General features: G+C 36.9%; 16 protein-coding genes and 2 pseudogenes. All 18 read left to right on the top strand.

Annotated features, from left to right (window positions below):
* Positions 1-16: 16 nt before the first annotated feature.
* The 18 genes and pseudogenes from ACN6MV_RS28770 to ACN6MV_RS28685 all read left to right on the top strand — a co-directional run bounded on the left by ACN6MV_RS28770 (position 17) and on the right by ACN6MV_RS28685 (position 21,281).
* Positions 17-1,546, top strand: a complete 1,530-nt coding sequence (locus ACN6MV_RS28770) for a methyltransferase domain-containing protein (protein ID WP_419885342.1) — start codon at positions 17-19, stop codon at positions 1,544-1,546.
* Positions 1,547-1,556: 10 nt separating this feature from the next.
* Entirely contained in the window at positions 1,557-4,397 is a 2,841-nt protein-coding gene (locus ACN6MV_RS28765) for a glycosyltransferase family 4 protein (RefSeq protein WP_419885341.1), read from the top strand.
* A gap of 63 nt (positions 4,398-4,460) precedes the next feature.
* Entirely contained in the window at positions 4,461-5,729 is a 1,269-nt protein-coding gene (locus ACN6MV_RS28760) for a hypothetical protein (protein WP_419885340.1), read from the top strand.
* A 23-nt stretch (positions 5,730-5,752) separates the two neighbouring features.
* Positions 5,753-7,474 (top strand): hypothetical protein, encoded by a 1,722-nt coding sequence (locus tag ACN6MV_RS28755; RefSeq protein WP_419885339.1) that lies wholly within the window; start codon positions 5,753-5,755, stop codon positions 7,472-7,474.
* 7 nt (positions 7,475-7,481) lie between these two features.
* Positions 7,482-7,877 carry a GtrA family protein gene (locus tag ACN6MV_RS28750; RefSeq protein WP_419886830.1) on the top strand — a complete coding sequence of 132 codons (396 nt, stop codon included), beginning with the start codon at positions 7,482-7,484 and terminating at the stop codon, positions 7,875-7,877.
* Positions 7,878-7,896: 19 nt separating this feature from the next.
* Positions 7,897-9,456: a lipopolysaccharide biosynthesis protein RfbH gene (gene rfbH / locus ACN6MV_RS28745; RefSeq protein WP_419885338.1), complete on the top strand. Its 1,560-nt coding sequence runs from the start codon at positions 7,897-7,899 to the stop codon at positions 9,454-9,456.
* An 18-nt stretch (positions 9,457-9,474) separates the two neighbouring features.
* Positions 9,475-10,269: a glucose-1-phosphate cytidylyltransferase gene (gene rfbF, locus ACN6MV_RS28740; RefSeq protein ID WP_076297853.1), complete on the top strand. Its 795-nt coding sequence runs from the start codon at positions 9,475-9,477 to the stop codon at positions 10,267-10,269.
* Positions 10,233-11,345, top strand: a complete 1,113-nt coding sequence (rfbG, locus tag ACN6MV_RS28735; protein WP_419885337.1) for a CDP-glucose 4,6-dehydratase — start codon at positions 10,233-10,235, stop codon at positions 11,343-11,345. Before rfbF ends, rfbG begins: the two co-directional genes overlap by 37 nt.
* Positions 11,346-11,351: 6 nt before the next feature.
* Positions 11,352-13,124 carry a thiamine pyrophosphate-binding protein gene (locus ACN6MV_RS28730; protein ID WP_419885336.1) on the top strand — a complete coding sequence of 591 codons (1,773 nt, stop codon included), beginning with the start codon at positions 11,352-11,354 and terminating at the stop codon, positions 13,122-13,124.
* 15 nt (positions 13,125-13,139) lie between these two features.
* Positions 13,140-14,102, top strand: coding sequence for an NAD-dependent epimerase/dehydratase family protein (locus ACN6MV_RS28725; RefSeq protein ID WP_419885335.1), 963 nt, complete (start codon positions 13,140-13,142; stop codon positions 14,100-14,102).
* Entirely contained in the window at positions 14,086-15,018 is a 933-nt protein-coding gene (locus ACN6MV_RS28720; RefSeq protein WP_076297850.1) for a glycosyltransferase family 2 protein, read from the top strand. Before ACN6MV_RS28725 ends, ACN6MV_RS28720 begins: the two co-directional genes overlap by 17 nt.
* Before the next feature lie 23 nt (positions 15,019-15,041).
* Positions 15,042-15,178, top strand: a pseudogene (locus ACN6MV_RS28715) (sugar phosphate nucleotidyltransferase); the annotation flags it as partial.
* 118 nt (positions 15,179-15,296) lie between these two features.
* A pseudogene (locus tag ACN6MV_RS28710) lies at positions 15,297-15,658 on the top strand (dTDP-4-dehydrorhamnose 3,5-epimerase family protein).
* A gap of 33 nt (positions 15,659-15,691) precedes the next feature.
* Positions 15,692-16,714 (top strand): dTDP-glucose 4,6-dehydratase, encoded by a 1,023-nt coding sequence (gene rfbB / locus ACN6MV_RS28705; protein ID WP_094876507.1) that lies wholly within the window; start codon positions 15,692-15,694, stop codon positions 16,712-16,714.
* A gap of 8 nt (positions 16,715-16,722) precedes the next feature.
* Positions 16,723-17,586, top strand: coding sequence for a dTDP-4-dehydrorhamnose reductase (rfbD, locus tag ACN6MV_RS28700; protein ID WP_419886829.1), 864 nt, complete (start codon positions 16,723-16,725; stop codon positions 17,584-17,586).
* Positions 17,587-17,798: 212 nt separating this feature from the next.
* Positions 17,799-18,821, top strand: a complete 1,023-nt coding sequence (locus ACN6MV_RS28695; protein ID WP_419885334.1) for a glycosyltransferase family 2 protein — start codon at positions 17,799-17,801, stop codon at positions 18,819-18,821.
* 157 nt (positions 18,822-18,978) lie between these two features.
* Entirely contained in the window at positions 18,979-19,878 is a 900-nt protein-coding gene (locus ACN6MV_RS28690) for a glycosyltransferase family 2 protein (RefSeq protein WP_249923523.1), read from the top strand.
* Positions 19,875-21,281, top strand: coding sequence for an undecaprenyl-phosphate glucose phosphotransferase (locus tag ACN6MV_RS28685; RefSeq protein ID WP_419885333.1), 1,407 nt, complete (start codon positions 19,875-19,877; stop codon positions 21,279-21,281). Before ACN6MV_RS28690 ends, ACN6MV_RS28685 begins: the two co-directional genes overlap by 4 nt.
* Positions 21,282-21,299 lie beyond the last annotated feature (18 nt).

Genomic DNA, 21,299 nt, shown 5'->3' with positions numbered 1-21,299 from the left:
TAAGGAGGTCTTAATATTGATAGACAAATTTACCATGCCCTTTGATCAATATCAAAGATATGAAATATGCAAACGAATTATTTCTGACTTTAAGGAGAAAAAGCAAAGAAGACTGAAAATTCTAGACGTCGGGGGACATTTTAAAACAAAAGAGGGAGTAGACTGGCTGCCAGCAGTTGAATTTTTTGGGGAAAATGATATTTTGGTTGTGGATACGACTCAGGCATCCATAGAAAATTATGAAGTGAGTGACGGTAGAGATCTCCCATTCGAAGATAATTCATTTGATGTGGTGGTATCTAATGATGTTCTTGAACATGTTCCACCACAAGGACGCTATGCTTTTATTAAAGAATTAACTAGAGTGTCCAAAGAAGTGATTATTATTAACTTTCCATACTACACAGCTAAAAAAGCTTTGGCAGAAAAAATACTTTATGAGTATATCGTAAATTCTTCTAACGGTGAAAATCGTATGCTTGAAGAACATTTGATAAATGGGTTACCCAGAGTACAAGATGTTATTGATGAATTAAATGAACTATCAATGCCTCATTCTTTTTACTATTCTGGAGATGCTGATAATTGGCTTAAATTAATGGCTGTTAATTATGAATTGTCAAGAATCGGACAAGCTAATTTACAGGAAATAATAGATGAATATGTGAATAAATATCATTTCTTGGCGGAAATGAATTTGGATGAAGGTTACAGGGTAACTTTTGTAATTGATAAGAATGAATATATGGTTAAAAATAATTTTTTTGAATGTGTGGAAAAGGAAAAAGTCAATAAGTTATCTTTACCTACCGAAGCAGTTTTATCATACTTTACAATGAAAAAGGAAAATGAGAACAGAAGTGTATTTAATAGTAATCATTATGACTCGGATAAAGTATTAAGCAGAATGACATTTCAAGATACTATTCGGCAGACATTTGGTTGCCAATCCCCCAACTTATTTCGTCTCTCATTCTTGGTAGCTACCTACAAAGAAAACTTACAAGGTGAACTTAAGCTTTCCTTATTAGATAGTAGTACTGCTGAGTGTGTATTAGAAACAATTATTGACTATAGTACTCTAAGAGACAACGAGTGGTTCAATGTGGATTTCACTCCGCTTATGCATTCTCAAGACAAAGAATATGTAATAGAAATGAAGCAATTATCTACTGGATTAGGCCCGAGTTTATATTGTTCTGAAAATAATCGTTATGGTGTCAGCCAATTTAATGGAGAAGATACAAACGGAAATCTTGCGATGAAAACTTACTGTAGAAAGACGAACGCTGCTGAACACTATTTTTTAATTGATCAAAAGAATAATGATTTGAAGCGTGAGAATAGCAGGATCCGTCAAAAGGAACATGAATATAAAGAGGAAATTCTAAGGCTTAGAACCGAATCTGATAAGAAAGAAAACGAATTAAGAATTTTGTCTAATCAGCTTGATGATAGTCGTGAGAAGTTGGAGTTAATGAGTGCTAAGTACAGTGATTCAATTAGGAAATATAATGACTTGATAAAAATTCTCAAGGAAATATGAGGTGTGAATTTTGAAGAAAGTTTTATTTATAAGTGGATGTTTTGGGGATACCCAAAGATATAGAGTATTTAACCAAATGGAGCAGCTAAAACATCTAGAGATACATGTTATAGAAAGATACTTTGCGGATTACGATATTATTTCTGCCTTAGATCAGGGTGTTGATGTAGTAATTATGCATAGAGTTCCACATACAATGGGGGTTGAGTATCTTATTGAAAGTGCGACTAAAAAGAAGATACCTGTAATCTTTGATGTGGATGATTTGGTTTATGAAAAAGAATATGCTAAATATTCTGATGGTATCAATTACTTAGAGGAAGAAGAAAAAAAATTATTCTTTGAAGGTATTGAACGCTACAAGAAAACAATAAGTCTCTGTGATGGTGCAATAGTAACCACTGAGTTTTTAGCAGAGACTATATCTAAGTATAACGATAATGTTTATATCAACAGGAATGCTATAAGCTTGGAATTGGAAGAAATTTGTGAATCCTTAAGAAAAGAATCTCCTCTGTCTGAGGAAAGAGTTCGAATTGGTTACTTCAGTGGTAGCAAGACGCATAACAAAGACTTCTTGGAAGTAAAAGAGGGTCTTTTGAAAATACTTAAAACTTATAGTAATACCGACCTTGTTATTGGTGGATTATTAGATCTAAGTAAAGAATTTGATGCCTTTAATGATAGGATAATTCGACTACCATTAGTGGGGTGGCGTGAACTTCCTAAATCTATTCATTCAATAGATATAAACTTAGCTCCATTAGAAATGAATAACCCCTTTTGTAGAGCTAAAAGCGAATTGAAGTATTTTGAGGCTGGTATATTGGGAATTCCTACAGTAGCCTCGAAAATTGATGCGTTTGAATATGCTATAGAAGATGGACGTAATGGATTCATAGCAAGTAATTCGTCCGAGTGGTTTGATAAATTAGAACAATTGGTAACACAAACAGAACTGAGACTAGGAATGGGTAGAAATGCATATGAGCATGTGAAGAATAATTATACCGTACAAAGTAGAGCTCATGATTACAAGCATGTGCTTTCTCAAATCGTTGAAAAAAGTAATACTAAGAGAGTGAATAGTAAAGTAAAATTAACAGTGAATTTTTTAATTCCTCAACCTTTTATTGGATCTGGCGGGCATACTACGATCCTCAGGATGGCAAGATATTTATGTGAAAATGGAAATGAAGTTAATATTTATGTGCAAAATGGGGACAATTTTGATGCTCGTAACGAAAAGGTTATCTCTGATTTTATTGATAATCACTTCTTCGTTACAGGTGCTAAGTATTATAAAGAAGATGCAAAATTTAAAGATTCAGATGTCTTTATTGCTACTTCGTGGCCTACAGCCTACATGGTTAATTCAATTACTAACAGTAAGAGCAAGTTTTATTTTATTCAAGATTATGAACCTTTTTTCTATCCAATGTCTAGTGAATATAAACTAGCCGAAAACTCGTACAAACTAGACCTGAAGGGAATAACGATTGGTAAATGGTTGACTAAGAAAGTTAAGTATGAGTTTGGAATGGATTGCGACTATATTGATTTTTCCACTGATAATCGGATTTATTTGCGGAATGAACCGAAAGTTGCAAATGGCAAAACGAAAATTATTTTTTATGCACGCAATACTACTCCGCGAAGAGGTGTAGAGTTAGGTCTTCAAGCCTTAGAATTAGTAGAGAAAAGATTTAAAGGAAGCGTTGAAATAGTATTGTTTGGTGGAGATAAGAATCTTAAGACTAATTTCGCTCATACAAATCTTGGTGTTTTGAACACTGGGGAACTAGCTGATTTGTATAAGAACGCTGATTTAGCTTTAGTAGTGTCTCTGACGAATGCAAGTTTATTACCCTTAGAATTAATGGCATCTCGGTGTGCTGTTATTGATATAGATGAGGCCACCATAGAGGGTGTTGTTAGAAATGGATTCAATGGCTTACTTGCCAAGGCAGATCCCCTGGATATAGCAAATAAAATAAGTATGCTGGTAGAAAATGTTGAATTGAGGAATCAATTACAACAAAATAGTTACGACTTTACAAAGGATTTGACATGGGATACAAGCGGTCAGCAATTTGAAAGAATCATCATTTCGAAAACACTTTTCTCGGAAAACTCTCAAAGAATAAGGGAATTAAAAAATAGTAGCAATGAGAGAATCGTTAGTCCAATGCCTCCTTTGACGTATGGGGTTTCTTATGGAAGTGTTGTTCGAATAAAAGAAAATAATTTCTCAAGAGTGGATATTTATTTCGGTAACTATAACAGAGTTAATCATGGTAACCTGATTTTTCATTTGAAAAAGCATCCGAGTTCAATAAATGATATTTACACAGTGAAAGTTGATTTGAAGAAAATTAAGGATAATAGCTGGAATAGCTTTGAGTTTGATCCCATTATCAACTCGAAAGATCAAGATTACTATTTTTATCTCGAAAGTGATGCTAATGAAGCGAATGCAGTAACTATATACGCAAACGAACAAGGCAGCAATACTTATGTAAATCATCATAAGAATCAAGGGAGCCTTTGTTTTATAACGTATTGTACTACTTACGGACATTTCATATATAACACGACTACGGATAAAGAAGTTAGCGATAATAAATCCATCATTAATGAAGAAGGCGAAGTTAATGAGATTGCATTTATATTAAAGCAGAAAATTGCAAATGCAGGAGCAAATAATTACGCAGTTAAGGAACTACAGAACAAAGTGACTGAATTAGAAATGAAATTAATAAGAATCACTGATTCTGCGCCAATAGCACTATATAAAAAAATGAAAACAGTATTAGGTAGAAAATGGATTAAAAAATTATTAGGACGTTAATTGAGGTGAACTAACCTGAGAAAGAAGACCCTTATTATATCATCTGATATAATTGATGCTAAAATGGCAGGTCCTGGTATAAGGTATTGGAATTTTGCTAAGGAGCTATCTAAACACACTGATGTGACCTTGCTATGTCCAAATGAATGTGTACTAGAGGCTAAATTCAAAATTAAGCAAATAAGCTCTCCCATCTTGAAGGAAGAACTGACAAGAGCAGATAGTGTGATTCTTCAAGGAGTCACATTATGGCAATATCCTTTTATAAAAAAATCAAAAGTTCCAATAGTAGTGGATTTATATGATCCCTTTATGTTTGAAAATTTTGAAGTTGAAAAGCATAGTGCAAATGCTAATCAACTTCACTTATCTTCATTAACGATTATTCTTGATCAACTGGCCGCGGGAGATTATTTTATATGTGCCTCTGAGAAACAAAGGGATTTGTGGATTGGGATGCTAACCGCAATAAACAGAATTAATGCAAAGGAGTATAAGATTAATTCTGGATTAGAACATCTTATAGGTGTTGTTCCTTTTGGAATACCTATGGATGAGCCGGTTCATAACACGAATGTATTAAAGGGAGTTTTTCCTGGCATAAATCAAGATGATAAGGTTTTGTTATGGGGGGGAGGTATATGGGATTGGCTTGATCCTATAACTGCAATAAAAGCCTTACATATTTTAAGTTTAAAAAGAAATGATATAAAGCTGTTTTTTATGGGTATAAAGCATCCCAATTCCCAAGTGCCAGTATCGAAAAAAACTCTTGAGAGTATTGCTCTGTCGGATTCTTTGGACCTCACCAATAAATTCGTGTTTTTTAATGACTGGGTAGAATATGATTTACGACAAAATTATCTACTTGAGGCAGATATTGGCCTCAATGTGCATAAAAATCATATTGAGACAAGATATTCTTTTAGAACCCGCATTTTGGATTACATGTGGTGTGAGTTGCCCATTGTAACAAATGATGGAGATGTGATGAGTGAACTGGTTGAGAAGCACGGGATTGGGGAAGTTATTCACTTTAATAATGAAAATAATTTAGCTGTGACACTGGAATCAATGCTAGATGCTAATGTATTACAGAATTATAAAAATGGGTTTGAAGAAATAAAAAAAATTTACTTATGGGAAAATTGTATTTCTCCACTTAAGGATTTTTGTTTAAACCCTGTTAAATCTAATGGGATATCAGAGATGTTGAAAGTTAAAGGGTTGTATAATATTAATAATATAAGAATTCAAAAACTATATAAATATATTTTAAAAGGCGATTTTAAGATTATTTTGAAGAAGCTTTTTAGGAATAAAACAACTTAAGATGGTTAGGGGATTATTACTGAATGAGAAACTTCCTTGCTAAGGATAAAAGCACTTGGGTTGTTTTTATATTTGGATTTTTATTGATAATTTTATATTCAAGATATTTTAGTTTTATGGATGAAGCGGATAATATGCTTGGTGCTATTTCTGTCTCTCAAGGTGGAGATATATATAAAAGTTTCTTTTCGCAACATACTCCATTTGTATATTATTTTATGTCCATTTTTGCATTGATTGGTGTGAGAGATTACGAAACTTTTAGGCTTTGTATGGGACTAGTAATTTTTTGCTTGTGGATATTTATGTATATTCGATATATACGTTATTTTGATTCAAAAGTTTTTAAGATATTTGTACTTTTATATGCTCTCACTATTAACATCACTTGGGCAAATATGGTTTTGAGTGATGTTTTTTACGGGTTCTCAATTTTATTTTTGCTTTTAGAATCATTGATTTATATAAGAACCGGCGTTTTATCGAAAAAAAGTATGGTGGTGGTTTCCGCCTCTGTATTTATTTCGGTTATGTCTGCTTTTGTCAGCGTTTATTCAGTAGCTATTTTATTATTTCTGCTGTTTACTTATAACATTTATAATAAACGGACTAAGGAAAATATACCGAATTATATAAAACTAGCCATAATTATGGCCATACCTTTTTTGATTTTGATTCTTTGGTATTGGTTAACAGGGAACATATATAATTTTTATTTTCAAGCATACAAGCTAAATAGAGTTTACTATAGTAATTATAATGGACTTAATAATAGCTCTATTGGGTTGATCAAACAAATAATTACTTCATGGATTAATCATATAGCATATCATGCAACGACATTTTCAAAAGAAAGTATCTTTAGTGGCGTATTGTTATTTCTAAACCTAGTATTTTGTTATTACCAATATAAAAGAGATCGAGCACTAGGAATTTTAATCTTTATATTTTTAGCCTTTACAGGTGTCAGAGGATTTGAAGGTTTCCATGCGATCCCGTATTATATTGTTTCGTTTTTTAATAGTTCTTTTATAATAAACCAATATATATATAAGGAAGAAAATAATTGTAAGGAATATAAAAAGAATGTGATTAAGATATGCTTTTTTTTATTGTTGATTTTATCTTTGAATAATTATGTTCCAAATGCAGGAGCTAACTTCAACAAACCTAATGGAATAATCGCACAATCTCCTTACGATAAATATATCCATAAATTAACGGATCCTAACGAAAAGATATGGATTACTAGTTTATCTCCTCAAACCTATATAAACACCAATAGGGATCCAGCAATGCGTGCTTATATTGTAGTACCTTGGTTTATAGACGCGTTTAAGAATGAAATAATGGAGGATCTAAATATCTCAAGGCCAAAATTGATTATATTTGAAAAGGATAGCGATGTCTGGGGATACAAATATTCTGACTTTGCTAAAGATATTTTGGATTTTCTGAATGCTGAATATAGACCATTGAATCCAGAAGTTGATTTTGAAAAAAATATATATATTAGAAAGGATTATTTTGAAGAAGCTAACAACAAATTAAGTTCCAATGTGGAGAATATAGAGAATGGGATGTTGGTGACTAACGGAGTGAATGTATATCTAATTGAGAACAATAAAAAAAGATATATAACTAACCCTGAAGTTTTTGAAAGATTAGGGTATGATTGGAAGGATGTTATATCTATTGACGCTGACAAGTTGGAAGATGTAAGAACAGGTACGCCAATTGATTAAAACTATTATGGATGTGCATAAACTGATGAACAAGCAGTCATTAAGATTTATTATTGTAGGCATTCTTAATACTATAGTAGGCTTTACAGTGTACGCACTTTATTTGAAATATATAAATAACAATTATCTACAAGCATTGATACTATCCAATATTATAGGCATAATTCATAGTTACATTTGGAATAACAATTGGACATTTACTGTGAAAAAATTCAGTATGAAGAGTGCTATGAAATTTACTTCGATTTATTTGTTCTCTTTTCTAATTAATCTTCTCTTTTTGCGAATTTTAGTAGATCATATGGGAATGGATAAATTATTGGCCCAAGGTATTTCGCTTTTTTTCACAACTTTAATCAGTTTTTTTGGTCATAAATACTGGAGCTTTGCCAAACAAAGATAATCATAGGGAGTGTAGTATTTTGAAAAATGGGAATGTTGTAAAAAATAAAATGAATAATCAATTTTATTTGTTATACGATGGAAATAATGGATTTCTGCAAGGGTTTTCTTTATTAACTGAGTCCTCAGGTGATTTCTCTGAGAAATATTGTTTGAAAATAAAACTGGACAATATTTCATTACCGCTATTTGTGGATATTCGTTCTAAAATAACTTTACGAGATGATGAAATAGAATTTATCGGTGAAATTGATGCGGCAACTTTAGAAAAAGTAACAAGATTAGAAATCCTGTCTAAAGTAGAAAACTATTACGAACTTTTTCACTCCGAAAGAAATAAGGACTTTGATCCCGAAGCAACCCAAGTATCATATGGAGGTCGTGTATACGACGAGAAAGAAATGAGAAGTTTGGTAGATTCCTCACTTGACTTTTGGTTAACTGCCGGACGTTATAATAAACAGTTTGAAAAAGAATATGCAGAGTTTCTAGGAGTAAGGTATGCGCTTCTTACTAACTCGGGTTCTTCTGCTAACCTATTGGCTTTTTCTGCATTAACCTCTCCTAAGCTGAAGGATCGCCAAATCAAGCCAGGCGATGAAGTAATTACTGTAGCAGCTGGTTTCCCAACAACTGTAACACCTATCGTACAGAACGGTGCTGTTCCCGTTTTTATAGACGTAGAATTGGGCACTTACAACATCATTGTGGATCGTATTGAAGAAGCAATCACACCAAAGACCAAAGCAATTATGGTAGCACACACAATGGGAAATCCATTCGAATTGGACAAGGTTATGGAGATCGCTGCGAAGTATAATTTATGGGTAGTTGAAGATAACTGCGATGCGTTAGGCTCTACATTTAATGGAAAATTGACCGGTACTCATGGACATATCGGTACATCAAGCTTCTATCCTCCGCACCACATGACTATGGGTGAAGGCGGAGCAGTATACACCAATAATGCTTTGTTAAAATCAATCATAGAATCTTTTAGAGATTGGGGAAGAGATTGTTGGTGCCCGTCAGGTTGTGATAATACTTGTAACAAGCGGTTTGGCTGGGAATTGGGATCATTACCATATGGATATGACCATAAATATACATATTCTCATATCGGATATAATCTACGGGTTACTGAGATGCAAGCGGCTATTGGAGTGGAACAGCTTAAAAAGGTTCCAACATTCACTCAAGCACGTAAAGATAATTTCAATCGGTTATATGAGGGCTTAAAGGACTTAGGAGAGTACTTCATTCTTCCTAGGGCTACCAAAAACTCTGATCCTAGTTGGTTTGGCTTCATGTTAACTGTACAAGACGGTGTTAGTTTTACTAAGAATGAGATTGTTGAATACTTGGAAGCAAATCGTATTCAAACACGAATGTTATTTGCCGGTAATCTAACTCGTCAACCTGCATTCCATAATGTGAATTATCGTATTAGTGGAGATCTTAAAAACACGGATAAAATCATGAATGATACTTTCTTGGTGGGTGTCTATCCAGGATTAACAAAAGAAAAAATCGACTATGTAGTGAGTAAGATCAGAACTTTTGTGCTAGATAAAAAATAGATTCGGGGGGCTATTGATATGAAGGTAGTTATTCTTGCAGGTGGTTATGGCACACGAATTAGCGAAGAATCTCATCTTAGACCGAAGCCGATGATTGAAATTGGGCAAAAGCCGATTTTATGGCACATCATGAAATTATACTCACATTATGGTTTTAATGATTTTGTTATTTGTTTGGGTTATAAGGGTTTCTATATCAAAGAGTATTTTGCACACTATTTTTTACATGAATCTGATGTTACATTCGATTTCACTAGTGAAAATCAGTTAGTAACACATACCCATACAGCGGAGCCATGGAAAGTGACTCTTGTAAATACAGGAGTTGATACTATGACTGGTGGAAGAGTTAAAAGAATACAAAAATATGTTGGAGATGAACCATTTATGTTAACTTACGGCGATGGCGTCTCTGATGTGAATATATCTGAACTGGTTAACCAACACAAATTACATGGACGTTTGGCAACAGTAACTACTGTACAACCTAGCGGTCGTTTTGGCGCATTGGATATCGCTGCAAATAATGAGGTTAAAGGTTTTCAAGAGAAGCCTAAGGGTGATGGCTCTTGGATTAATGCAGGATTTTTTGTACTGCAACCGGAAGTGTTTAATTACATTAATGGCGACGAAACCTTTTTTGAAAAGGAGCCTTTAGAAGGGTTAGCAAGTGATGGTGAACTTTTTGGATTTAAACATGAAGGCTTCTGGCAGCCAATGGATACGTTGCGTGATAAAAATTACTTGGAAGATCTTTGGGGCAGTGGAAAGGCACCATGGAAAACTTGGGAGACAAAGTCGGTGAATGTATAATGGTTAATCCAACTTTTTGGAATGGAAAGAAAGTATTTGTGACTGGTCATACAGGTTTCAAAGGTTCCTGGTTATGTTTATGGCTAAGCTCGATGGGGGCCGAGGTTACAGGATATTCATTAGAACCTTCGACAACTCCTAGCTTGTTTGATTTGTGTGATATTAAGGAACTTCTAAAAAGTAATGTGATCTCTGATATAAGAGATAGCCAGCGACTGAATGCTGCTATGCAGGAAGCGCAGCCTGAAATAGTAATTCATATGGCAGCACAACCATTGGTAAGGGAATCATATAAGAATCCCGTTGAAACATATGAAGTCAATGTGATGGGGACAATTAATCTCTTAGAAGCGGTTAGAAATTGTGCAAGTGTAGTGTCAGTTGTTAATGTAACAACTGACAAATGCTACGATAATAAAGAATGGCATTGGGGATATAGAGAAAATGAACCTTTGGGTGGTTATGACCCATATTCAAGTAGTAAGGCTTGTTCCGAGTTAGTTACTAGTTCTTACCGGAACTCATTTTTGAATAATCAGGTTGGGGATAGAAAGATTGCTGTAGCATCTGCAAGAGCCGGAAATGTCATAGGCGGTGGGGATTGGGCAGCAGATAGGTTAGTGCCGGATAGTATCAGGTCTATTCTAAACGATCAAAAGATTGTTATACGAAACCCATCCTCTATCAGACCGTGGCAGCATGTTCTTGAACCATTAAGTGGCTACCTAATGCTGGCAGAAAAGCTTTTTCAAGAAGGAGAGCAATATGCTAGTGCTTGGAATTTTGGTCCTTCAGACTCTGATGCTAGGCCAGTGGAATGGATTGTACAAGAGATTTGCCGGAAGTGGGATGGGGCAAGCTACGAAGTAGATAACAGTGCACATCCACATGAGGCACACTATCTAAAGTTAGATTGTTCTAAAGCCGCAAGTGATTTGAATTGGCATCCCCGTTGGAACCTGGGACAGGCAATTGATAAAATTATTGAGTTTACTGTTGCTTATCAAAAAGGAGAAAGTTTAATAAATGTCTGTATGAGACAGATACAGGATTACAACGGTCTAAATAAGGAGTGAGCACACTTGAAGCTATCGGATTACGTTATAGACTGCATAAAACAACAGGGCGTATCACATGTTTTCGAATTTATTGGTGGCGCTATCGTCCACTTATTAGATTCGGTTTCGTTTAGAGATGATATAGATTGTATTTCTGTACGTCATGAACAGGCAGGTGCTTTTGCTGCTGAAGCTTACGCAAGAATGAATGGGAAACTTGGGGTCGCTATGGCAACGAGTGGACCTGGGGCATTGAATTTGCTAACCGGAATAGGGAGCTGTTATTTCGATTCAGTTCCTTGTTTATTTATCACAGGACAGGTAAATACTTATGAATACAAGTTTGAAAGACCTGTGAGACAGATTGGGTTTCAAGAAACAGATATTGTTAGTGTAGCGAAACCATTAACTAAGTATGCTGCCATGGTTACTGAGCCAGATCAAATTAGATATGAATTAGAAAAAGCAATATATCTGGCTCAAAATGGTCGTCCTGGTCCAGTATTGTTGGATATTCCAATGAATCTTCAAAGAGCACAAATTGAACCTGAAACTTTAGTTAGTTTCTTTGATAGTGAAGAATATAAAGAACTCTCCAAAGATTCAGAATTAAATGAACCTGTTATATCTAAAATTATTAGTATGTTAGGCGAAGCGAAGAGACCGCTGATTCTAGCAGGTGGCGGTGTAAGGGTCAGCAATTCAACAGAACAACTCTCCCAATTCATAGGGAAAACTGGAATTCCAATGGTCAGTTCATTAATGGGACTCGATGTGATTTCACATGATAATCCTCTGTATTCAGGTTTAATTGGATCATATGGTAACAGATACAGTAACCTGATTCTTGCTAATTGTGACTTATTGCTTATATTAGGTTCAAGACTGGATAGCAGGCAAACTGGAACCCGACCGGATACTTTTGGTCGTGGAGCTCAAAAGATACATGTTGATATTGATTATAACGAGCTTAATAGTAAGGTTGAAGCAACTCTTGCTGTAAAAGCGAATTTAAGTGAATTCTTGGAAAAAATGAACTATGAGTTAGAAAGATCTGAATTCAATAGACCTGATATTAATGAGTGGTTAGAATTAATTGAAAGATTAAAGGCCCTTTACCCAACTTATTCGTTTAAACCCGAAGGAAATGAAATTGAGCCAAATCGCTTTATGGAATTACTATCATCTAAGTCCGAGCAATTTGGTGCAATTTGTCTTGATGTTGGACAACATCAAATGTGGGCATCCCAATCCTTCAAATTATCAAAGCACCAGAGACTGCTGAATTCCGGTGGGATGGGAGCTATGGGATTTGCTCTACCTGCAGCAATAGGTGCCTCATTATCAAACGGAGATGAGACTCTTGTCATTGCAGGAGATGGCGGTTTTCAATTGAATATCCAAGAATTAGATACTATTGTAAGATTGAATCTACCGATTAAAATTGTAGTTATGAACAATAGTTCATTGGGTATGGTAAGGCAATTTCAAGATCTGTATTTCGAAGGCAGACAACAATCAACTGTGAATCCTAATCCTTCATTCATAGATATAGTTAAAGCATATGCAATTCCAGCTTTTCAAATGAACACGATGGACGAAGTTCACCAGCTTGAACAGTTCTTGAATACTGTAGGACCGGCATTCATCGAAGTGAAGTTGGAGAAGAAAACTGAGGTGCATCCTAAGTTAGTTGTCAATAGACCTATTGAGGATATGTACCCTTATTTGGATAGGGAAGAATTGAAAAAAATAATGTTAATTGATCTTGTGGACGAAATGGATATTCCCACCTAAAGGGGTTCTAGAAAATTGTTGAATGATACTTGCGTGAATATAGCTATACTGGGAGCTACAGGTCATATCGCTAAAAATTTAATTAAAGGCCTTTCCGCTACGAAGCACTATCAATTGAATTTATTCGCTCGTTCTACGGAAAGACTTAGTGCCTTTCTTAAAGAAAATAATATTTCAGAACAAATCCATATTTGTGATTATGAACAATTCCAACAAGAAGCTACTTATGATGTCATCATTAATTGTATAGGTGTAGGCAATCCACAAGATTTAGTACAAAATCCATTTAGTGTATTTCAAATTACTGAGCAATACGATAATTTAATTTTGCAATATATACAAAAGAAACCTGCAACAGTTTATATTAATCTTAGTAGTGGAGCAGCATACGGATCAGATTTCGAAGCACCTGCGACAAGAGATAAAATTTTGAACTTGAATGTTAATAATCTAACTGTTAAGGATTATTACGGGATAGCTAAGCTTAATATGGAGGCAAAACATAGAAGTCTTCATAACCTGAAAATTGTAGACCTTCGTGTGTTTGGTTTTTTTAGCTCTTACATTGATTTGGAGTCTAAGTTTCTAATAACTGAAATAATTGATCATGTACAGACTGGAGAAATACTATATACCTCATCAGAAGATATTAAAAGAGACTATGTACATCCTGAAGATTTCCTTCAGCTTGTTGAGCTTTGTTTTAATAAGAACATAAAAAATGATGTTTATGATGTGTATTCGCGTAATCCATTATCTAAGTTTGAAATGTTAAACTATTTTGCAGATGAGCATGGTTTGAAGTTCGAAATAAAGGTAGAGACTGCATACGCCTCAATAACAGGTTCAAAAACTAATTATTATTCAAATAATGATAATGCAATGGGAATCGGCTATCAACCTCGCTACACTTCTTTACAAAGTGTTAGAGACGGTTATCAACAATTCAGAATGAGGAATAATGATGAAAACAATTAGTATAGTAACACCTTGCTATAATGAGGAAGAGAACGTTCGGGAGCTATATAATCAAGTGAAGGCAGTTTTTGCAGAAATGCCCGATTATGTTTATGAGCATATTTTTATTGATAATGCTTCTAAAGATAAAACAGTGGCTATTTTAAAAGAAATTGCTAAAGATGACCATAATGCTAAAATTATTGTTAATTCCCGCAACTTTGGGCATATCCGTTCTCCATATCATGCTCTACTGCAAGCCGAGGGTGACGCTGTAATATTATTGGTAGCAGATCTACAGGACCCACCGGGAATGATTAAAGATTTAGTGGCTAAATGGGAGGAAGGCTATAAAGTTGTTTTAGGTGTAAAGACCCAAAGTCATGAGAGCAAAGCAATGTTTGCAATACGAAAGATGTATTATAATTTCATAAACCGTGTCTCTGAGATAGAATTGACAAAAAATAATACGGGTTTTGGGTTATATGATAAACAAATTATCCGTATTTTAAAAGAAATTGATGATCCATATCCGTACTTCAGAGGATTAATTTCTGATATTGGTTTTGAAAGCTATAAAATTGAATATGTTCAGCCTGTTAGAAAACGTGGAATAACTAAAAATAATTTCTATACCTTATATGATATTGCAATGTTGGGTATTACTAACCACTCAAAGATACCATTAAGATTGGCAGCTATACTTGGATTTACTATGTCTGCTTTGAGTATGCTTGTAGCTTTGGGATATTTATTTGCAAAACTGATTTTTTGGAATTATTTTTCGTTAGGTACTGCTCCACTTATTATTGGACTATTTTTGTTCTCTTCTGTTCAATTATTTTTTATAGGTATCATTGGAGAGTATATAGGATCCATTCATACTCAGGTGCTGAAAAGGCCGCTGGTTGTTGAGAAAGAAAGAATTAATTTTTAGATGATCAATAAGGAGGGCTACAGGTGAAAGGTATTATCCCAGCTGGAGGCATGGGCTCTCATCTATACCCTCTCACTAAAGTCACCAACAAATATTTTCTCCCTGTAGGCAAAATCCCATGATTTTTCACGTAATCTATATATTCAAACAAGCTGGTATTTTCTACAGATGCTGGGACACAATCTTCGCTAGCCAGAGCAAATGAATTGGCTAAGAATGTTCTGTTTGATGAATAGTTTGATAAAATAAAATTATAGAATAGATATTTCGCAAACCTTATCGAACCGGTTGTCCATGGTGACAAACGGGGTGTTTTTATGGAAAGATATAACGCATAAGTTCAGCGTTAACTATCAGTCTATCCAAGACAACCAATCCATCTCTTGGGGTTGTCATTAGTGAATATAACAAACGCCAATTGCTTGTACCAAAAGGCTTCGCGCATGGATTCTGCACATTGGTTCCTAACACCCAAGTGTTATATAAGGTGGACGAATATTATTCCCCCGAAAATGATCGCGGCATATTATGGAATGATCCAGCCTTAGGTATTGATTGGCCGACTTCTAGTCCGATATTATCGGATAAAGATCAACGCCACCCTCTACTTAAGGACGCCGAACTGAATTTTCAAATATAAACATTATCTCAATGAAATAAAGGTGGTCTACACATGAAACTCCTAGTTACCGGCGGAGCCGGATTTATCGGCAGCAACTTTGTATTATACATGCTGCAACAACATCCTGATTACCAAATCGTTAACGTAGATGCGTTGACGTACGCAGGTAATCTGGAGAATTTGAAGTCAATCGAGAATCACCCTAATTACACATTTGCTAAGGCTGATATTACAGATGTACAGGCAATGGATGCTTTGTTTAGCCAAGGTGTGGATGTAGTGGTGAATTTTGCTGCTGAATCGCATGTGGATCGGAGTATTTTGGAGCCGGAAGTGTTTGTGAAGACGAATGTGCTTGGAACACAAGTGCTTTTGGATGCGGCGAAAAAATATAGTGTTACTAAGTTCGTTCAAGTTTCTACGGATGAGGTGTACGGATCACTTGGAGCAACTGGGTTGTTTACTGAAGAAACCCCTTTGACTCCGAACAGTCCTTATTCTGCAAGTAAAGCAGGTGGAGATTTACTTGTTCGTGCATACCATGAAACATTTGGTCTGCCAGTGAACATTACCCGCTGCTCGAACAATTATGGTCCGTATCAATTCCCTGAAAAACTAATTCCGTTGATGATCTCTCGTGCACTTGCGGACCAAGCGTTGCCTGTTTATGGCGATGGGATGAATATCCGCGACTGGTTGTATGTTGAGGATCATTGCAGCGCGATTGATTTAGTCATTCATGAGGGTGTGAATGGCGAAGTTTACAACATTGGTGGTAATAACGAGCGTACGAATGTGCATATTGTAAACACGGTATTGCAGGAACTAGGCAAACCTGATTCACTGATTACTTATGTTCAAGACCGTCCTGGTCATGATCGCCGCTATGGTATAGATCCAACTAAGATTATGAACGAACTGGGATGGAAGCCGAAACATACGTTTGAAACAGGTATTAAAGAAACCATCCAATGGTATCTCAATAACCGGGAATGGTGGACTCGCATTCAATCTGGGGAATACCAGAAGTACGCTGAATTACAATATGGCGATCGTTTGGGAGAATCTCTATAATGGCTCGACTGAAGGTACTTGTTACAGGCGCAGCTGGACAACTGGGTCAGGATGTGGTTTTACTACTCCAGCAACAAGGTCACCAAGTGATGGGCTGCGACCGCCAAGAGATGGATATTACTGATCTCGATCAGTGTGTCCAGGTTATTGGTGAGTTTGGACCGGATGCTGTCATTCACTGTGCTGCACACACGGCTGTGGACGCGGCAGAAAGTGATATTGATGCTGCTTATTTAATTAATGCCACTGGAAGTCGAAACGTAGCGATAGCTTCAGAAAAAGCTGGGGCTAAGCTGGTATATATCAGTACAGATTATGTATTTGATGGTTTAGGATCACAGCCTTACCATGAGTATGATAATACAGATCCTAAGAGTATATACGGTAAATCGAAACGTGCGGGTGAAGTGCTCGTTCAATCTCTTTCCTCTAAGTATTTTATCGTACGCACATCATGGGTGTATGGTAAATACGGAAAAAATTTTGTCAAAACAATGCTAAAGCTTGGCCAAGAAAAGCCAATGCTTCAAGTTGTAGATGACCAAAAAGGTTCGCCTACCTATACAGTCGATTTAGCTCGATTCTTGCTTGAACTTATTCAAACTGAGAAGTATGGTGTATACCATGCTTCAAATAGCGACTCTTGCACTTGGTTTGAATTTACACAGGCGATCTTTGCGGAGGCTGAGGATATTCTGGGCCTGAAATTTACTGCCAAGCTTGAACCATGTGCTACAGAACAGTTCCCACGCCCTGCACCACGTCCTCGTAATTCGGTAATGGAGCATTTATCGATACGTACGAACGGTTTTCGGGATATTCGACCTTGGCGTGAGGGACTAAGAGATTTCCTTCTGGAGCTAAAAGAATAGCATAACTACAATGGAGACTCCCAAATCGTTCATAACGATGCGGGAGTTTTTTTGTTGAATACAAGAATTTATAAGTTTCACTAATATCCTTATATTTCTAAGAGAAATGTTTATCGTTTTTAAAAGACGACAACATCGTTTCTTCTTGATTCTTTCGCTATAATAAGAAGGGAGTAATTAGTTAATAAGAAATTACGAAGTCGAGGATACTCATGAATAACAAAACAGTAAGTGTACATATCGTCACCTACAACAGCGCGGATGACATTATAGATTGCTTAGAGGCAGTAATGGCACAGAATTATCCTATTGAGAAAATTGTCGTTGTAGACAATGCCTCTTCTGATGGTTGTGCTGGTAGAGTGAGCACTTTTCGCAACACAATCCCTAAAGCTTCTCTAACTCATTCACTTGAGGGTATTGATCTGCCAAATATACCAAAGAACGAGGAAATACCCACCAACTTAGTACTCATCCAAAACCAAAACAACTCAGGCTTCGCCCCAGCCCATAATCAGGCCATTGCCGCGACTGATACGGATTACGTGCTCGTTCTTAACCCTGACCTAACCCTGGCTCCTGACTATGTTTCTAGACTCATTGCACACATGGAAGCCAACCCGCAGATCGGCAGTGCGACAGGCAAGCTTTTGCTTAAGGGTGATCATAGGCTGGTAGACAGCACAGGTCTCCGTATGAACAGAGCACGCCGTGCGTTTGATCGCGGTGCAGGCGAGCCAGCTGATCAATGGACACAGTCGGGTCCGGTATTCGGTGTATCTGGAGCGGCTGCGATGTACTCTCGGCGGATGATCGATGATATTAGTGTTGATGGTGAATTTTTTGATGCTGACTTTTTCGCGTATAAGGAAGATGTGGATGTGGCTTGGAGAGGCCAGTTATTCGGCTGGCAGGGATATTATGATGCTGAAGCGATCGGATATCACGAACGTGGTTGGAAAACATCTGGTCGTAACACCAAGCCGATGTTTATCCGACGAATATCTTACATTAACCGCTACAAAATGATCTACAAGAATGAACCAGCTCGAACTATGCTGAAAACAATCTTCATTTCTCTTCCCTATGAAATTGCAGCTCAAGGCTATATGCTGCTTAGAGAGCCACAGTTAATTACAGCATGGAAGTCCTTTTTCTCTCAGCGCCCTGCATTAAAAAAGAAGCGGGAGTATATACAAGCCGCGATAAAAGAGAGAAAACAACACAAAAACTAAACCGAAACTGGAAAAACCTCCCTGAAACGTCACCTCCTCTCAGGGAGGTTTTATGTTATAATAATTGTCGGTAGATTACTATATTTGTCAGGAGCGTTACGTAGTGAATGTAGATGTAAGCATACTTATTGTCAATTACAACACTTGTCGCCTGACGATGGACTGTCTCAGGTCGGTGTATGACTCAGAAACGAACTATTCCTATGAGATTATTTTGATAGACAACAATTCCCGTGATGAATCAGTAGAGAAGATTAGTAGAGAGTTTCCAGGTGTAATGTTGATCGCCAATAACGACAATGTTGGTTTTGCCCGTGCTAATAATCAGGGGATGGAAGCTTCATCCGGACGGTATGTGCTTCTGCTCAACTCAGATACGGTAGTACGTAAGGATACGCTGGAGACAATGATCTCCTTTATGGACAGTCGACCCGATGTTGGGGCGTCAGGATGTAAGATTATTTTACCGGATGGTTCGCTGGATAAAGCGTGTAAGCGTGGATTCCCTACACCGTCAGCTTCCTTCTATTATGCTTTTGGATTTAGCAAACTATTTCCAGACCGCCCGAGGTTTAACGGTTACCAATTAGGTTATCTGGACCCGGATCTTGATTACCCGATAGATTGTCTGGTGGGTGCGTTTATGCTGCTGCGGCGGGAGACGATTGATCAGGTGGGCGGATTAGATGAAGAATTCTTTATGTACGGTGAGGATTTAGACTGGTGCTATCGAATTAAAGAGGCTGGTTGGGGGATTTATTATTATCCGAAGACCTCTATCGTACATCTTAAAGGCGGCAGCGCTAGACGTAGGCCGTTCAAGATCGTCTATGAATTCCACAGGGCGATGATTTTATTTCATCGTAAGCATTATAGTAAGAAGTACAACAGTATGATAAATGGAACAGTATATGCCGGCGTAGGTGTGAAGTTCGCACTTTCGCTTTTGCGGAATGCCTTAACCTCTCCTAGAACGGTCACATCACCTGCTCAGAGTCTTAACTCCACTAATGAAACAGGTGTACGTAACGAAAAGAATACTGAGGTGAATTTATGATTCGGCGTAATCAGAAATTTTTGACACAGCTCTATATGGTTGCTGACTTTATTGTCATCCAGCTGTCCTTTTTAGCGGCTTGGTGGCTTAAATTTAAAAGTGGATGGATGGAGTTTGAAAATCCGCTGCCTGTAGAGTCGTACGCTTACTGGAGTATGATTTATGGCGGAATTGCAGTGTTAATCGGTATATTATTGTCACTGTATTTGCCTAAGCGGAAGAAACGTTTTGTCGATGAATTTATTAAGATCTTCCAAGTGCACATCATGAGCATTTTCATCTTGCTCGGTCTGATGTTTTTTGTGAAAGAAATCGATATCTCTCGTACCTACCTTGCTATTTATATGGGATTTAATGTTCTTTCTATTATGCTGTACCGTTATGTGCTGAAGAAGATGCTTAAATCTTTTCGCGAAAAAGGCTTCAACCGACAGTTCGTTCTTATCATCGGCGCAGGTACATTAGGCAAAAGATTTTACAACAATTTGGAGCAATACCCCGAGCTCGGTTATGAAGCGATTGGTTTCTTGGATGACTATCACACTTGGGATGGAATTGAAGAACAACGCTATAAGCCGATCCTGGGAACAGTTGACCAGTTGTCCGGTATGCTAGAGATGCTGCCTGTGGATGAAGTTATACTAGCATTGCCGCTCGATGCGCATTCGAAGTATCCTTCAATTATTGCAGCCTGTGAAAAAGCAGGTGTGCGCACATTAATTATCCCTGACTTTTTTGACTACTTACCAGCGCGGCCGTACTTTGATAACTTTGCAGGCATGCCAATGATTAATGTTCGTGATATTCCACTAGATATGACGGGTAATAAGATGGCAAAACGATTGTTTGATATTGTGTTCTCCTTGTTCGCAATCATTATGATATCTCCTGTAATGCTCATCGTAGCCCTTGGTGTCCGACTTACTTCTCCGGGACCGATTATATTCCGGCAGGAACGTGTGGGACTGAACCGTCGTAATTTCATGATGTATAAGTTCCGCTCGATGAAGATGCAGCAGGACGGCGAAGAGGATACAGGCTGGAGTACACCAGAAGATCCTCGTAGAACTAAATTTGGGACCTTTATCCGTAAGACAAGTCTGGATGAGCTTCCGCAATTTTTTAATGTGTTGCTGGGACATATGAGCGTGGTTGGACCTCGACCAGAACGCCCGTATTATGTGGAACAGTTCCGTGACGAAATTCCAAAGTATATGGTAAAACACCATGTACGCCCTGGAATCACAGGCTGGGCACAGAGCAATGGACTCCGCGGTGACACTTCCATCGAGGAGCGGATCAAACACGATATTTTCTACATTGAGAACTGGTCTTTACTGTTCGATATTCGAATTATTTTCAAAACGATTCGCAACGGCTTCGTCAACAAAAATGCTTATTGATTCCTGCACTGATTCAGA

Origin of the sequence: Paenibacillus sp. B-A-8, from assembly GCF_048572915.1 — a bacterium.
In the GTDB taxonomy this organism is placed as follows: domain Bacteria; phylum Bacillota; class Bacilli; order Paenibacillales; family Paenibacillaceae; genus Paenibacillus_AQ.
This window is presented reverse-complemented; position numbering and strand designations above follow the sequence as displayed.

What these genes read in the sequence shown, in the direction of transcription:
- rfbB (WP_094876507.1), top strand. Translation starts at nt 15,692, where the DNA reads ATGAAACTCCTAGTTACCGGCGGAGCCGGATTTATCGGCAGCAACTTT.
- ACN6MV_RS28720 (WP_076297850.1), top strand. Translation starts at nt 14,086, where the DNA reads ATGATGAAAACAATTAGTATAGTAACACCTTGCTATAATGAGGAAGAG.
- ACN6MV_RS28755 (WP_419885339.1), top strand. Translation starts at nt 5,753, where the DNA reads ATGAGAAACTTCCTTGCTAAGGATAAAAGCACTTGGGTTGTTTTTATA.
- ACN6MV_RS28750 (WP_419886830.1), top strand. Translation starts at nt 7,482, where the DNA reads ATGGATGTGCATAAACTGATGAACAAGCAGTCATTAAGATTTATTATT.
- ACN6MV_RS28690 (WP_249923523.1), top strand. Translation starts at nt 18,979, where the DNA reads ATGGACTGTCTCAGGTCGGTGTATGACTCAGAAACGAACTATTCCTAT.
- ACN6MV_RS28685 (WP_419885333.1), top strand. Translation starts at nt 19,875, where the DNA reads ATGATTCGGCGTAATCAGAAATTTTTGACACAGCTCTATATGGTTGCT.
- ACN6MV_RS28760 (WP_419885340.1), top strand. Translation starts at nt 4,461, where the DNA reads ATGGCAGGTCCTGGTATAAGGTATTGGAATTTTGCTAAGGAGCTATCT.
- rfbG (WP_419885337.1), top strand. Translation starts at nt 10,233, where the DNA reads ATGGAAAACTTGGGAGACAAAGTCGGTGAATGTATAATGGTTAATCCA.
- ACN6MV_RS28695 (WP_419885334.1), top strand. Translation starts at nt 17,799, where the DNA reads ATGAATAACAAAACAGTAAGTGTACATATCGTCACCTACAACAGCGCG.
- rfbF (WP_076297853.1), top strand. Translation starts at nt 9,475, where the DNA reads ATGAAGGTAGTTATTCTTGCAGGTGGTTATGGCACACGAATTAGCGAA.